The organism is Gemmatimonadaceae bacterium (genome assembly GCA_036273715.1).
GTDB lineage: Bacteria > Gemmatimonadota > Gemmatimonadetes > Gemmatimonadales > Gemmatimonadaceae > JADGGM01.
The window spans coordinates 1-14,671 of sequence record DASUHB010000001.1; the positions used below are offsets into that span (position 1 = coordinate 1).

Annotated in this window: 18 protein-coding genes; all 18 read right to left on the reverse strand. The window is 66.5% G+C overall.

What is annotated here, in order from left to right; genetic code table 11:
* Positions 1-438: 438 nt before the first annotated feature.
* A complete protein-coding gene (locus tag VFW04_00005; protein ID HEX5177686.1) occupies positions 439-771 on the reverse strand; it encodes an HU family DNA-binding protein in 333 nt (110 codons plus the stop codon).
* A gap of 71 nt (positions 772-842) precedes the next feature.
* Positions 843-1,976, reverse strand: coding sequence for a glutamine-hydrolyzing carbamoyl-phosphate synthase small subunit (gene carA, locus VFW04_00010; GenBank protein HEX5177687.1), 1,134 nt, complete (start codon positions 1,974-1,976; stop codon positions 843-845).
* A gap of 4 nt (positions 1,977-1,980) precedes the next feature.
* Positions 1,981-2,376, reverse strand: coding sequence for a preprotein translocase subunit SecG (secG, locus tag VFW04_00015; GenBank protein ID HEX5177688.1), 396 nt, complete (start codon positions 2,374-2,376; stop codon positions 1,981-1,983).
* 61 nt (positions 2,377-2,437) lie between these two features.
* Positions 2,438-3,187 carry a triose-phosphate isomerase gene (gene tpiA / locus VFW04_00020; GenBank protein ID HEX5177689.1) on the reverse strand — a complete coding sequence of 250 codons (750 nt, stop codon included), beginning with the start codon at positions 3,185-3,187 and terminating at the stop codon, positions 2,438-2,440.
* The gene (locus VFW04_00025; GenBank protein HEX5177690.1) at positions 3,188-4,393 is read right to left on the reverse strand and encodes a phosphoglycerate kinase; all 1,206 of its coding nucleotides are present in this window, start codon (positions 4,391-4,393) and stop codon (positions 3,188-3,190) included.
* A complete protein-coding gene (locus VFW04_00030) occupies positions 4,393-4,665 on the reverse strand; it encodes a hypothetical protein (protein ID HEX5177691.1) in 273 nt (90 codons plus the stop codon). Before VFW04_00030 ends, VFW04_00025 begins: the two co-directional genes overlap by 1 nt.
* On the reverse strand, positions 4,662-5,675 hold the full coding sequence (gap, locus tag VFW04_00035; GenBank protein HEX5177692.1) for a type I glyceraldehyde-3-phosphate dehydrogenase: 1,014 nt from the start codon (positions 5,673-5,675) through the stop codon (positions 4,662-4,664). The genes VFW04_00030 and gap overlap by 4 nt, the downstream gene beginning before the upstream one ends.
* A gap of 21 nt (positions 5,676-5,696) precedes the next feature.
* Complete coding sequence (locus VFW04_00040) at positions 5,697-6,473, reverse strand: double zinc ribbon domain-containing protein (protein HEX5177693.1); 777 nt, start codon at positions 6,471-6,473, stop codon at positions 5,697-5,699.
* Positions 6,458-7,276 carry a hypothetical protein gene (locus VFW04_00045; protein ID HEX5177694.1) on the reverse strand — a complete coding sequence of 273 codons (819 nt, stop codon included), beginning with the start codon at positions 7,274-7,276 and terminating at the stop codon, positions 6,458-6,460. The genes VFW04_00040 and VFW04_00045 overlap by 16 nt, the downstream gene beginning before the upstream one ends.
* Positions 7,273-7,752, reverse strand: coding sequence for a low molecular weight protein arginine phosphatase (locus VFW04_00050; GenBank protein HEX5177695.1), 480 nt, complete (start codon positions 7,750-7,752; stop codon positions 7,273-7,275). Before VFW04_00050 ends, VFW04_00045 begins: the two co-directional genes overlap by 4 nt.
* On the reverse strand, positions 7,749-8,420 hold the full coding sequence (locus tag VFW04_00055; protein HEX5177696.1) for an L-threonylcarbamoyladenylate synthase: 672 nt from the start codon (positions 8,418-8,420) through the stop codon (positions 7,749-7,751). Before VFW04_00055 ends, VFW04_00050 begins: the two co-directional genes overlap by 4 nt.
* On the reverse strand, positions 8,417-9,118 hold the full coding sequence (gene ispD / locus VFW04_00060) for a 2-C-methyl-D-erythritol 4-phosphate cytidylyltransferase (GenBank protein ID HEX5177697.1): 702 nt from the start codon (positions 9,116-9,118) through the stop codon (positions 8,417-8,419). Before ispD ends, VFW04_00055 begins: the two co-directional genes overlap by 4 nt.
* Positions 9,118-10,509, reverse strand: a complete 1,392-nt coding sequence (dnaB, locus tag VFW04_00065) for a replicative DNA helicase (protein ID HEX5177698.1) — start codon at positions 10,507-10,509, stop codon at positions 9,118-9,120. Before dnaB ends, ispD begins: the two co-directional genes overlap by 1 nt.
* Positions 10,466-11,347 carry a uracil-DNA glycosylase gene (locus VFW04_00070; protein ID HEX5177699.1) on the reverse strand — a complete coding sequence of 294 codons (882 nt, stop codon included), beginning with the start codon at positions 11,345-11,347 and terminating at the stop codon, positions 10,466-10,468. The genes dnaB and VFW04_00070 overlap by 44 nt, the downstream gene beginning before the upstream one ends.
* Positions 11,337-12,539, reverse strand: coding sequence for a bifunctional phosphopantothenoylcysteine decarboxylase/phosphopantothenate--cysteine ligase CoaBC (gene coaBC, locus VFW04_00075; protein HEX5177700.1), 1,203 nt, complete (start codon positions 12,537-12,539; stop codon positions 11,337-11,339). The genes VFW04_00070 and coaBC overlap by 11 nt, the downstream gene beginning before the upstream one ends.
* Positions 12,540-12,550: 11 nt before the next feature.
* Positions 12,551-12,760 (reverse strand): DNA-directed RNA polymerase subunit omega, encoded by a 210-nt coding sequence (locus tag VFW04_00080; GenBank protein HEX5177701.1) that lies wholly within the window; start codon positions 12,758-12,760, stop codon positions 12,551-12,553.
* Positions 12,761-12,853: 93 nt separating this feature from the next.
* On the reverse strand, positions 12,854-13,486 hold the full coding sequence (gene gmk / locus VFW04_00085) for a guanylate kinase (protein ID HEX5177702.1): 633 nt from the start codon (positions 13,484-13,486) through the stop codon (positions 12,854-12,856).
* Positions 13,483-14,349, reverse strand: coding sequence for a YicC/YloC family endoribonuclease (locus VFW04_00090; GenBank protein HEX5177703.1), 867 nt, complete (start codon positions 14,347-14,349; stop codon positions 13,483-13,485). Before VFW04_00090 ends, gmk begins: the two co-directional genes overlap by 4 nt.
* Between the last annotated feature and the right edge of the window lie 322 nt (positions 14,350-14,671).

The window sequence follows — 14,671 nt, forward strand, 5'->3', positions numbered from 1 at the left end:
GTGACCGCGTGGCGAGTCTCCACCCGAAAAGCCACAGGGAGAGATCTACGACAAACGCTCAAAAGGAAAACAAAAAGGATTGCAAATGATGGAGAAGATCGCTGCCACGCGAGGGAAGGTGCGTTGTTCGCGCGCGTGACCTACACCAGGTACGTGAACGCTGATGTTTGGACGTCCATGGCTGCGATCTTCCCCATCCCTTACATCCTTTTCGTTTTCCTTTGAACCCTTTGTCGTGGGGACTCGGCTCCGCGCTCACAAGTGATCGCGCGAGGACCAGGTCTCCTCGACGACGGGTCCAAAGGATAACAAAAAGTTGGTTTTTGGGGCGGGGCGGAAGGGTATCTCGCTGACGACGCTTCCCTTGCGGACGCGTGTCGGCCCTGCCTGGGTGGTCCGTCTTCCGGTCTTGTCCAGCCTTGTCCGTGTGGTCCGCCTTTATGCGGCGGGACTCGCCTCACCTGGATGCGGCGCATCCATGTCGGCGACGAGCGCTCGCAATTCCTTCGATGGCTTGAAGACCGGAACCGGTCGAGCGCTGACTTCTACCGGCGAGCCCGTGCGGGGATTGCGCGCCATGCGTGTTTTGCGCTGGCGAATCTTGAACGTTCCGAAGCCACGGACCTCGATGTTCTTCTGCTCTTTCAGCGCGTCCTTGATTGCATCAAGGAATGCATCCACGACGCGGGCGCAATCCTTCTTGGAAATCATGGGGCCGGCGGTGCGGGAGATCTGCGTCGTCACGCGCTCGACAAGGTCGGCTTTGGTCATTCGATAGCCTCGGGTCATGCGTTCGCCGGGCGGCGAACGTGAGTCGAACTTATGGCGTTACCTATTGTGTGTCAAGCGTTTGGCTCACTTGAACTCGTGTGCGATCTCACCGAATCCATGAACTGCGAAAACAGCGGCCGTGCGTCGTGCGGGCCAGGCGCTGCCTCCGGGTGATACTGCACCGCGTACACGGGCAACTCCCGATGCTTCAGTCCTTCCACCGTCCCGTCGTTCAGATTCACGTGCGTCATCACGAGCTCCGGCGCGCCCGCGATCGCGTCACCCTCTGCCACCACCGCAAATCCGTGATTCTGCGACGTGATCAACACCCGGCCGCTCTCGAGCGCCCGCACGGGATGGTTTCCGCCGTGATGCCCGTACGGCATCTTCTCCGTGCGGCCGCCGAACGTCAGGCCCAACAATTGGTGTCCCAAGCAAATCCCCAGCACCGGCACTTCGCTCTCGACGAGCTGCCGGATGATCGGCGGCGCGTATTTCACGGCCGCCGGATCCCCCGGCCCGTTCGAGAGAAACACTCCGTTAGGCGCGAGCTCGAGCGCGGCCGCCGCCGGCGTGTCCGCGGGCACCACCGTGACTCGACACCCGTGATCGGCAAACAGCCGCAGAATGTTGCGCTTGATGCCGTAGTCGTACGCGACGATGTGCGAGCCTGCGTTAGGATCGCCCCACGCGTACCGTCGCTTCGTCGACACTGCCGACGCGAGATCCAATCCCTCCATTGACGGGCAAGCTTCCAGTGCCGCAACGCTTTGTGCATCAGGCACATCGCCCACGCCGATCACGCCGCGCATCACGCCAACTGACCTCAGGTGACGCGTGAGGCGGCGTGTATCAACTTGCTCGAGCACAGCAACTTGCGCTGATTCAAGCCAGCTTCTTAAGTCTCGGCGCGCTCGCCAGTTCGACGGGTGGTCCGTGAGCTCGCGCACCACCACGCCTGCGATCTGCGGCGACGCCGACTCCGGATCGTCGTCGTTCACACCATAGTTGCCGATGAGCGGCGCCGTCATCACCACGATCTGCCCGCGATACGACGGATCCGTGAACACCTCCTGGTAGCCCGTCATGTTCGTCGTGAACACGACCTCGGCCACGGACGGTTCGCGTCGCGTGCGTGTGGTTCCGTGAAAAAGGGTTCCGTCCTCGAGGAGGAGGAACCCTGCTTGATCGCCCGTCTCGCTCACCGTGTCAGGGCTTCTTGGGAGTGGGTGTCGTGGGCTTGGCGTTGGAGCTCGGCGCGGGCGCCGGCGTGAGTGGTACGGCCGGATTCGCGCTCGTGGGCGCGGGCGCGGTCGGCGCCGCAGGCTGCTGCGAGAACGGCTCGTCGAGCACGGAACGCGGCGACGATGCGTGCGCGCTCATCAGCTGCAGCAAGTACGCGAGTCCCATGAAAATCCCCGCCGTCCACCACGTGGTTTTCGTGAGGAGGTTCGCAGCTTGACGCGTGCCGATGAACGAATCCGGCGACGACCCTGCTCCGCCGAACGTGGCTGACAGTCCGCCGCCCTTGGGGGACTGCAGCAACACAGCGACGCCAAGGATGATGCAGTCGATGACGAGGAGAACGATGATGAACGTGTACATCTGGCGCGGCGTCTCTGTGATTGGCGTAAGCTCTGAAGATTACGAAGCTTACGCACCGCGGTCAAGTGCCGACGATTCTCGTCCAGACATCCACCTCGAGACTCGCGCTGCCCACGAGCACGCCGTCGATCTCGGGCGCCGCAACGAGCTCGGCGGCGTTCTCGGCGTTCACGCTTCCGCCATACAGCACGCGCAAGGAATCGGTTTGACCGGTGAGCGCTTCGCGGAAGTAGCGGCGAATGGCGGCGTGCACGACGGTGGCGTCTTCGGGCTTTGCCGTTTTGCCGGTGCCGATAGCCCAGACCGGCTCGTACGCCACGAGCATGGTCGCGAGCTGCGATTTCTCGAGACGGCTGACGCCGGTCTTGAGTTGTCGCATCACGATGGACTGCGTGATGCCGCGCTCGTGCTCGTCCAGGCGCTCGCCCACGCAGAGGAGCGGAGTGAGACCGGCGCGGGCGACGGTCGCGCATTTGCGCGCGGTCATCTCATCAGTCTCGCCAAAGAGTTGACGTCGCTCCGAGTGGCCGACGAGCGCGACGGTCGCCCCGCAGTCGCGCGCCATGAGCACCGAGGTCTCGCCCGTGAAGGCGCCCTTCTCTTCCCAGTGCACGTTCTGCACGCCTAACAGAATGTCCGGGCGATCGCGCAAGGCAAATCCGGCGACGGCGAGCGACGCGGCCGACGGAAAGAAAATGATGGTGCGGTCGTCGCGGGGCGGATACGACGCCAGGAACTTGAGCAGGTACGCCCGCGTCTCTTGCGGACCGTAGTGCATCTTCCAATTCGCGGCAAACACGGGCTTCTGCATCTAAGTGCTCCGATCGTCGAGCGCAGCGACGCCTGGCAAGACCTTTCCTTCGAGAAACTCGAGCGATGCGCCGCCGCCCGTCGACACGTGCGTCATGCGGCTTGCGAGGTGCATGCCATCGACCGCCGCCGCCGAATCGCCGCCGCCGACAATGGTCGTGGCGCCCGCTGCGGTCGCCCGCGCCATCGCCTCGGCGATAGCGCGGGTGCCGCGATCGAACGGCGGCGTCTCGAACACGCCCATCGGACCGTTCCACAGGACGGTGCGCGCACCGATGATCCGTTGGGCGAAGGCGTCGCAGCTGCGCGGCCCGACGTCGAACATGGCCTCGCTCGCGTCGATGGCGTCGCGCGCGACGGCGTGCGCCTCGCGGCCCGCATCGAGGGACGGCGCGACGACGGCGTCGTTAGGCAGCACGAGCGTCTCGCCGGCGCGCGACACGAGCGCCTTCGCCATGTCGATCCGGTCGGGTTCGACCAGCGACGTCCCCGTTTCGAGGCCGATCGCGCGAAAAAACGTGCACGCCATCGCCCCGCCGATGAGCAGCGCATCGACCTTGGGCAGGAGCGCGTCGATGACGTCGATCTTGCCGGAGATTTTCGCCCCGCCCAGAATGGCGACGAACGGCCGCTCCGGATGCGCCAGGGCGTCGCCGAGAAAGCGCAGCTCGGTGTCCATGAGCAGCCCCGCGACGGCGGGATGCAGATGATGCGCGACGCCTTCGGTCGAGGCGTGCGCACGATGCGCGGTGCCGAACGCGTCGTTCACGTAGAAATCGCCGAGCTCGGCCATCTGCGCGGCGAGGGCGCTGTCGTTCTTTTCCTCTCCCGTTAGGAACCGCGTGTTCTCCATCAGGAGGATCGTGCCCGGCGCCGCGGCCTTCGTGGCCTCGACCGCTTCCCGCCCAACGGTGGATGCCACGAATCTCACCGGACGCGTCGTGAGCGTCGCCAGATGCCGCGCGATGGGCGCCAGCGAATACCGCGGATCCGGACCGCCCTTCGGCCGGCCCAAGTGCGACAGCAGCACGAGCGTGCGCGCGCCGCGGGCGAACAGGGCATCGAGGGTCGGCAGCACGGCGCGCATGCGCGTGTCGTCGGTGACGGCGCCGCGATCGTCCATCGGTACGTTGAAGTCCACGCGCACCAGCGCGCGCCGCCCGCGCACATCGGCATCCCTGAGATCGTTGATCGTTCGCTTGCCCATCAGTCCGTTGGGCCCGCCGATTTCCGGTTTGCCACGAACGACCAGACGACCGCGGCGATGCCGATCGCGATCACGGCCCACCCGGTGCGCACGATGTTCGTGTACCCGATGGCGCGTGCCATGGCCGTCTGGCCACGGACGCGCACGATCGGCAAGGCCGCCATGTGGTGCAAGCCGAGGTAGCCGTAGCTCGCGACGATGGCGCCGGCGGCGAGAATCAGCAGTGCGATGAGATCGCGGCGACGCGCCGCCGGTGAAACGGTCTCCCTCACAGCCGTGCGCCGACGTATCGAAGAATATCGACGCAGCGCGACGCGTAGCCCCACTCGTTGTCGTACCAGCCCGTCACCTTCACGAGCGTGCCGTCGATCACGTTGGTCGTCTTCGCGTCGAGGATGCAGGAGTACGGATTGCCGATGTAGTCCGCCGACACGAGCTCCTCGTCGCTATACGCCAGATAGCCGGCGAGCGGCCCCGATTCCGATGCCTTACGGAAGGCGGCGTTCACGTCGGCGATCGTCGTCGGGCGCTCGACCTCGACCACGAGGTCCGTGAACGACACATCGGCCGTCGGCACGCGAATGGCGAGTCCGTCGATCTTGCCCTTCACTTCGGGAATCACGAGCGACGTCGCCTTTGCCGCGCCGGTAGTGGTCGGGATCATCGATACTGCGGCGGCCCGCGCACGACGGAGATCCTTGTGCGGCAGGTCGAGCACGTTCTGATCGTTCGTGTAGCTGTGGATCGTCGTCATCGACGCGTGCCGCAGACCGAAGTTATCCATCACGACGCGCACCATGGGCACGAGACAGTTCGTCGTGCACGAGGCGTTCGAGATCACGTTGTGCTGGCGAGCGTCGTACTTGTCGTGATTCACTCCCATCACGATGGTGATGTCTTCGTGCTTGCCGGGTGCGGAGATGATCACTTTCTTCGCGCCGGCCGCCAGGTGCTTTTTCGCATCTTCGGCGTTGGTGAACCTGCCGCTCGATTCGAGCACGACGCTCACGCCCAGCTGCTTCCACGGCAGCGCCGCGGGATCCTTTTCGACGAGCACTCTGATTTCGCGGCCGTCGATGTGGATGCAGCCTTCGCCGGCCGTGACGACGCCGGGATAGGTGCGATGCACCGAGTCGTACTTGAAGAGATGCGCCAGCGTCTTGGTGTCGGTGAGATCGTTGACGGCGATGAACTCGAGGTCGGTGACGCCCTGCTGCGCCGCCGCGCGAATGACTTGTCGTCCGATCCGACCGAAGCCGTTGATGCCTACGCGAATGGTCATGTCGTGATATGCTCCGCTTGGTCAGCCTGCGTCACCGATTGCCGGCGCTCGTCCAAAGGTCACGATGCTGATGATTCGGGCGCCCGCGGCGAACAGCGTGGCAGCGCATTCGCCGAGCGTGGCGCCGGTGGTAATGACGTCGTCGACGAGCACCAGGTGCGCACCGCGAATCATGGGCCGCTCAGATGCCGGCACGGCAAACGCGCCCGAAACGTTGTGTCGCCTCTCCTCTGGTGTCAACCGCGTTTGCGTCGCCGTTCGACGCGTGCGGACGAGACACGATTCGCGCACGGGAACGTGACATCGCGCGGCGAGCGCGAGCGCGAGCAATGCACTTTGATTGTAGCCGCGCTCGCGCAGTCGCGTTGGCGCGAGCGGCACCGGGACGTACGCTGTGCGCTCGGCCAGCACGTCCTCGGGCCACGGCAGTCGCGCCATCCGCGCGGCCATCGGTACGGCGACGCCGCGCCATCCCGCGTACTTGAGCGCATGCACGATCGCGCCCGCGGTCTCGCCGGGCATCCAGCACACCGATCGCGCCGCGCGAACGTACGGCGGGAGCATCTCGCACCACGTGCAGTGCTCGCGCGCGAGCGGGTGTCCGCAGCGCTCACAGCGCGGATACGGCAGCTCGTGCACGCGCGACCAGCACCGGCCGCACACCAGACCGCGATCACCGTAGTCGAGGAGGCGCGCGCATGCGACGCACGACCGCGGCAGCAGCAGGTCGCCGAGCGCAGCAGCGGCGCGACGAACCGATGGGCTGCGCCAGGCGTCGGCGATCATCGAGCGGCGCACGCGGCCTCCCACATCACGTCGCGCGGCGCGTCGATACCGAACCATCGCTCGAACGCGAGCGCACCCTGCTCGACGAGCATCGCCAGGCCGTCCGCGGCGCGGAGTCCGCGCGCCTTGGCATCGCGCACCCATTGCGTTTCGCCCGGGCGATGGACGAGGTCGATGACGCCGACGGCCGGGGGCAGGACTGTGACATCGACGGGAACCGCGCTGTCGGTCATGCCGGTGGGGGTCGCGTTCACGACGACGGTCGCGTCGGCGACCGCATCGGCGGCGCGGGGAGCGATGCGGTCGACGACCGGGAAGCGGGCGGCGAGCGCTTCGGCGCGTTGGGCAGTGCGGTTGGAGAGCGTGATCCGGGCGCCGGGCCACTGTTCGACGGCGGCGCAGACGGCGGCGGCGGCGCCGCCGGCGCCGAGGACCGCGACGCGCGCGCCTAACGGAACGGAGCCGAGGACGCGCCGCGCGAGATGGTCGAAGCCGCCGACGTCGGTGTTGTCGCCGGCCAGCGCGCCCTGCTCCACCCAGAACGTGTTGACCGCGCCGGCCCGTTGGGCGAGCGGCGTCAGCGTGTCGCACATCGCGGCGACGGCCGGCTTGTGCGGGATAGTGACGTTGCCGGCGGCGCGGCGCGCGATGAGCGCGCGTACGCGGTCGCCTAACGCGCCCGGCTCGACATCGATCGCCTCGTAGGTGACCGCGATCCCGGCGGCGCGCAAGGCCGCGTTTTGAAAGACGGGGGAGATCGAGTGCCGCACCGGATGCCCGAGCAGCACCAGCGCCCCGACGTCGTGCGCGGTCACGACACGCCCGGGGTGCGCTCCGCGGCGATCCGGTCGAGGACGAGGCGCAGCTCGCGATCGAGCTCGGCGTACGTGTCGCGGTAGAGCTCGAGCTCGCCGCCGAACGGGTCGCCGATGGGCCGGTCGCTCGCGCCGCGCGACGCGTAGGTCGTGATGAGGTAGGCCTTGCCGCGCGCGCCTAACGACTCCAGCCGCTCCACGTGGTGCGGACCCATCGCCAGCACGAGATCGTATTGCGCCAGGAGCTCGGGCGTCGCGAGCCGCGCGTGGTGCGATGAGAGGTCGGTCTCCCGCTCGAGACACACGAGCAGCGCACCGTCCGAGGCGGGTGCGTCCTCCCACGCCGCGGTGCCCGCGCTCCCGAACTCCACATCCGTGAGGCCGCGCTCCTGCGCGATGCGCCGCGCAATGGCCTCGGCCATCGCACTGCGGCAGGTGTTGCCCGTGCACACGAAGAGCACTCGCAGAGGCGTCACAAATCTCCGATCAGATCCGGCACCGACTCACGCAAGGTCGCGGAGGTAATCGCGCCCGGCCGGATCACACGCGGGCGTCGTCCCATGCAATCTACAACTGTCGATGGCGGCGAGGGCACGAGGCGGCCGCCATCGAGGACGCGGAGCAGTCCGCGGCCGATCGCATCGGACCATTGCTGTTCGATCTCGCGCGAGCGCATGGCGGGCGGCACGCCCGGGCGGTTTGCGCTGGTGGATGTGATCGGGTCCCCATAGGCGAGGATGAGTCGCGCCAGCGCGGGATGCGACGTCCATCGCACGGCGATCCCGCCCTCCGGTCCGCGCAGGCGCGGCGGCACGCGGCGTTCGCCGCCCGGCAGGACGAGCGTGAGCGGACCGGGCCAGTGACGCGCCGCGAGGCGCGACGCGTAGCCCGTGAGCTGGAGGTCGTAGCGGGCCACCATGTCGCTCGATGCAACGAGAATCAGAAACGGTTTCCCGGGCGGACGAGACTTGAGGCGCACGAGAGCGGCAACCGATTCTTCGTCGACGGCGCCGCCGAAGCCGTACACCGTTTCGGTGGGATACGCGAGGACGCGCCGCGCGTGGAGGTGCGCGATCGTGGCCGACATTGCTTGTTCGATTTCCGCCGGCGACCAGAACGGGACGGCGAGCGGCGGCGCGGTCATCGCGGCGTGAGCGCCAGGGCTTCGACGCGCGCGAAGTCGGCTTCCTCCGTGATCTTCATCGCGCGCTCGCTGCCCCGCACGAGGATGACCGGCATGCCTAACCGTTCGCAGAGCGCGGCATCGTCGGTGGCGCGGATGCCGTTCGCGCGCGCGTCGGCATACGCGCGTTCGATCATATCGCGCGGAAAGGCTTGCGGCGTCTGCGCGCGCCACAACTGCGCGCGGTCCACCGTTTCCACCACACGATCCAGGGCGTCCACGCGCTTGAGCGTGTCCGTCACCGGAAGCCCGGCGACGGCGGCCGAGCCGGCGCGCGCCACGCCGATCACGCGATCGAGGGTCTCGGCGTCGAGGAGCGGGCGCGCCGCGTCGTGGATGACCACCACGCGCACCTCGGGCGGGAGGTCCGTTAGGCCTGCGTACACCGAATCGCCCCGCTCGCGGCCGCCGGCCGACACGAGCAGCCGGTCGACGTCGCACTGAAAGATCCACGGCGGCGGATCGCCCGCGTGCGAGCGCGGGAGCACCGCGACCACCACGGCGACATCGCTGCGCTCCATGCACCGTTGCACGCTGTGCAGCAGCATCGGCTTGCCCGCCACCCATCGAAACTGCTTGAGCTCCGTGCTGCCGGTGCGCGAGCCCGTGCCGGCCGCGACGATGATCACGCCGACGTCGGCGGTCGATGCGGCGTCCACTACGCGTCCCGTCGAGCGCTGTAGTTCTCGAACCGGGTGTACGCCTTGTGGAAGAACAGGTTCACGAATCCGATCGGACCGTTGCGCTGCTTGCCCACGATCACTTCGGCGCGTCCCTCGAGCGAGTTGCCGTCCTTGTCCGTTGGGCCGTCGTACACTTCCTGCCGATAGATGAACATCACGAGATCGGCGTCCTGTTCGATCGCGCCGGATTCGCGCAGATCCGAGAGCTGCGGACGGTGGTCGCCGGCGCGCTGCTCCGGGGCGCGCGACAACTGCGACAGCGCGATCACCGGCACGTTGAGCTCTTTGGCGAGCGCCTTGAGCGAGCGCGAGATCGAGCTGATTTCCTGCTGCCGGCTCTCGGAGGATGGCCCGGAAATGAGCTGCAGGTAGTCGACGATCACCAGCTCGATCTTCGCATCGGCGCGCAGGCGACGCGCCTTGGAGCGGATCTCGAGCAGCGAAATGCCGGCGGTGTCGTCGATCCAGATTGGCGCCGCGCTCAGCGTGCCGGCGGCGCGTGCCATGCGCGTGAAGTCATCGTCGCGCAGCATGCCTTTGCGCAATCGTTGGGCATCAACGCGGGCCTCCGACGTGAGCATGCGCTGGACGAGCGCTTCCTTGCTCATCTCGAGCGAGAAGAGCGCCACCGGCGTGTGCTTCTCGATCGCGGCATGCTGCGCGATGTTCAGGACTAACGACGTCTTTCCCATCGACGGACGCGCGGCGACGATGACGAGATCCGCGTTCTGGAATCCCGACGTCATTTCATCGAGATCGTTGAAGCCGCTCGGCACACCGGTGATGGTCTTGCCCCCGCGCTGCAGCGCTTCGATGCGCTCCATCGTCGGCCACATCAATTCTTTGATGCGGGTGAAGCCCTGCATGCCGCGCTGCTGGCTCACCTGGAACACGCGCTGCTCGGCGTCGTCCAGGAGATCGGCGGCGGTCGAGCGTCCTTCGTATGCCTGGGTGATGAGCGCCGTGCACGTCTCGATGAGACGGCGTTGCAGCGCTTTCTCCTTCACGATCCGTGCGTGGTATTCGACGTTCGCCGATGTCGGGACGGCGTCGACGAGATACGCGATGTACTCCTTGCCGCCGGCAATCTCGAGGTCGCCGCGACGCGCCAGCTCGTCGGCGAGCAAGAGTGGATCGACTACATCGCCTCGCTCGATGATCGAGACCATCGCCCGGAAGATCCGACGATTCCGCTCGCGATAGAACATCGTGTCGTCCACGTGCTCGGTGGCGCGCAGGATCGCGTCCTGGTCCATGAGCATGGCGCCCAGCACGGCGGTTTCCGCCTCTTCCGAGTATGGGGGACGGCGGTCGCCATTCGGTTCATTGGCGGACGCCATCGAGGAGTCGACGAGCGAGCTGGACATCTTCCCAAGTTGGTCGCTTCCAAGCGGGATTGCGGAGGAGCGCGGCCGGGTGATAGGTGACGACGACGGGAATCCCGTGGTAGCGGTGGATCGCTCCGCGTAATTTGCCGATTGAGAGCTTGGTGTCGAGTAGCGTCTGTGCGGCGAACGTGCCGAACGCGACGATGACCGACGGTCGAATGATCTCCAGCTGGCGCACCAGATACGGACGGCACGCGTCGACTTCGATTGGAAGCGGGTTGCGATTCCCGGGCGGCCGGTGCTTCAGCACGTTGACAATGAATACGTCCTCGCGTGCGAGCTTGATAGCCTCGAGAATTTTGGTCAGCAGTTGACCGGCCTGGCCGACGAACGGGCGGCCGGTCTCGTCTTCACTCGCGCCCGGCGCCTCGCCAACGCACACGAGGCGCGCGGTCGCGCTGCCCTCGCCCGGCACGGGATGCTTGGCGGTTCGGTAGAGATCACACTTGCGACAGGCGACGATGAGCGCCTCGACGTCCTGTACCGTTTGACAGTGCCCGAGCTCGCCGTCAAAGAGCTCGTGCCCTTCGCTGCCCACGACTAGACCATCTGGGGGCGGACTCGCCGGTGCACTCGGCGCCGGCGATAGACCACGCTCGGCGGGCGGCGCCGCAGGCGCCGCGATTCGTGCGCCGGCCGAACTGAGCGCTTGACGCCAGTCCGACGCGTCGATGCCCGCGCTCGACGCCTCGCGGCGATGTCGGGCGCCGATCAGTCGCATGACGTCGTCCACCGACATCGTGTCGAGGACCAGCTCGACTTCGCCCTGATCGCGCCGCTGCTCGAGATAGCGGCGGAGCAGCTCCTCAGCGTGCACGAAGAATGGCCTCGACGCGGTCGAGGATGACATCGGCGAGCGACGTCTTCGGCATGAGGGGAATCGCATCTGCCGATCCGTCGGGCGCGAGAAGGGTGACGCGATTCGTGTCGGCGCCGAACCCGGCGTCGGCCTCGCCCGCGCTATTGGCGACAATCAAGTCGAGCTGCTTGTCCGCAAGCTTGGCGCGCGCACTCTCGAGCAGGTGATCGGTTTCGAGCGCGAACCCGACGGTGACGAGGCCGGGCGGCCTGTGCCTAACGGTACAGGCGAGGATGTCGGGGGTGGTCGCAAGGGCGATCGATGGGGGTCCATCGGCTTTTTTGATCTTATCGGCGGCCGGTTCGGCCGCACGAAAGTCGGAGGGCGCCGCCGCCATGATCAGCGCGTGCGCACCGGGGAGCGCCTGTCGCACTGCCTCCGCCATCTGCTCGGTGGTCTCGACGCGCACGAGCGCCGGGCCGATGGGATCCGGCACGTCGAGCGGACCCGCGATGAGCACGACCTGCGCGCCGCGGCGCCAGGCTGCCGACGCGATTGCCACCCCCATCTTCCCGCTGCTCCGGTTAGACAGGAATCGCACCGGGTCCACGGGCTCGCGCGTCGGACCCGCGGTGACCACGATGGTGCGTCCGCGGAGCGATGCATCATCGAGCGCGCGGCTCGCGTGCGCGACGATGGCCTCGGGTTCGGGCATGCGGCCCGGGCCGCTACCCTCGCCTGCCGCGAGCGCGCCGACATCGGGCTCGACCACGGTGTAGCCGAGGTCTCGAAGGTGCATCGCGTTGCGCTGCGTTTGTGGGTGCGCCCACATCGCGTCGTTCATCGCCGGGAACAGCAGCACCGGTGCGGTGGTCGCGAGGAGACACGCGGCGAGGAGGTCGTCGGCGCGTCCGTGCGCGGCGCGCGCCAGGAAATCGGCGGTGGCCGGTGCGACGACCAGCGCGTCGGCTTCGCGGGCGAGATGGATGTGGTCGAGGGCGAGTCCCGGAGCGAAGAGATCGGTGTGCACCGCGCGTCCCGTGAGCGCCTCGAAGGTCAGCGGCGCAATGAACTGCGTGGCGGCGCGCGTCATCACCACGTCGACCTCGGCGCCCGCGGCCGCGAGCAGCCGCGCGACCCATGCCGACTTGTAGGCCGCGATGCCGCCGCTCACACCGAGGACGATGCGCGCACCACCGAACGGGCGCACCGGAGCGATGCCTAACGGGTGCGGCGCGGGATCACGCGGTACTCGATGCCGTCCTCGTTCGTGAGGTCCTCGAGGGCGCGTGTGGTGAGCTTCTTCTCGCGCGCTTCGTTCATCGTGCGCGGAAACTCGTTGAGCAGGCGCGCATACTTGGCGGCGACGAGGACGCCGAGGTACTTGTTCGCTGCGCGCTTCGTGACGTCGGACGGGGTGTAGACCTGCATGGGATCATACTCCGAAGAGGGACTGAAAGGCGAAAGGCGGACAGGGCCGGAAAAAGACGGACAGAGACGGATAAAAGACAAAGCCAAATCGGTTCACGGTGTCAATTCTTTCTCGAGCCGTTCGATGATGCGGCGGACGTCGCGTTCCACGTTTTGGAGGCGTTCGCGGCGGAGGCCTTCGGCATCGATGATGCGCGACACGTTGGACACCGCTTGATCGAGTTCATCGTTCAAGACAACGTACTGGAACATCGGAACGGCTCGGAGCTCGCCCAACGCGCTGACGAGTCGTTTCTTCAATGTTTCGGGCGTCTCCGTTTGACGGTGTCGGAGACGTTCCAGCAACACCTCACCCGACGGCGGCAGCACGTAGATCAACACCGACTCCGGGAACACTGCCCGGAACTGTGCAGCGCCATGGACGTCGATGTCCATGATCACGTGACGGCCTTCGCCAAGCACGCGGGTCACTTCGCTGCGCAGCGTGCCGTACAGGTGTCCGTGCACCGCCGCCGATTCGGCGAATTCCCCGCGCTGCTGGCGTTCGAGAAATTCGGCCGTCGACAAAAAATAATAGTCTTTCCCGTTGACTTCGTCGGGCCGCGGCGGGCGGGTGGTGCAGGACACCGAATATCCAACATCCTTGCGCTGTCCGAGCAGCGCGTGGGTGATGGTCGTCTTGCCGCCTCCCGAGGGCGCCGAGAGGATGATCGGAAAGACGTTCACTCGATGTTCTCCACCTGCTCGGCAATGCGCTCGAGTTCCTCCTTTACTGCGACGACGTCGTGCATCATGACGGCATCGCGCGCTTTGCTTCCCGTGGTATTCGCTTCTCGAAGCATCTCCTGCAGCAAGAATCCAAGCCGCTTGCCCACCTGACCGTTGGTCTGCCCGTGCAGCGCCGATCGAAACGCCTGCACGTGCGAGCGGAACCGGTCCACTTCTTCCGATACATCCAGGCGATCGGCGAGGATGGCGATTTCCTGCGCCAACCGCTGCGGATCGACGTCGACGCCTCCGCTCAGCTCGCGCACCGATTCCCGCAGCCGCTCGCGCTCTGCCACCAGGCGTTCCGGCGCGCGCGCGGCAATGCGGTCCACCGCGCGTTCGACGATGGTGATCCGTTCGTCGAGCACCGTCGCGATGCGCGCGCCTTCTGCGTCGCGCATCGCGGTGAGCGTGGCCGCGGCGTCTCGCACGATCGCCGAGAGCTCGTCGGCGGTCCCGGTATCATCGCGCGCTTCGGCGCCTAACACATCGGGCAGCCGCAAGATGGTGGACACATCGATTTCGCTCGAGAGGCCGTGCTTTTTCTGGAGCGCCCGGACGAGCTCCACATAGTCGGCGAAGCGGCGTTCATCCACCATCAAACCATTGTCGCCCGGCGCATCGCGTTCCGTGCGGGCGGTGAGCGAGACGTGTCCGCGCGCGATCGCCTTACGCAGGACCTCGCGCACCTCGCCTTCCCAGCGCGCCATGGCGCCGGAGAGTTTGATGTTGGGGTTGAAGAATCGGTGGTTCACCGTGCGAAGCTCGACGGTCACCCGTTGCGCGCCGTACCGACCCGTCGCGGCTCCGAAGCCGGTCATGCTACGTATCATGGATAATCGCGTAAGTTACGGAGCCACAACGACATTTTCAAGTCGGTAGAGCGGACAAAAGCACGGATAGCGGCGCGGATCGCTCGGCTGCTCGTGAGGGCTAACTGGAGGCCTGTGTGGAGAGCTTCTTCGCTCTGGCGTGAAGGATAGCTACAAGGATACCAGAGATGGGTCGGTGCATATGCAACCTCAACGACGCGTCGTTAAGCGTGGAGATGCGCCGACCCCATCTCTTACATCCTCGTCGTTATCCTTTTGAGCCTTTGTCGTAGATGCCTCCATGTGGCGTTTGGGCGGCGCCTCGCCACGC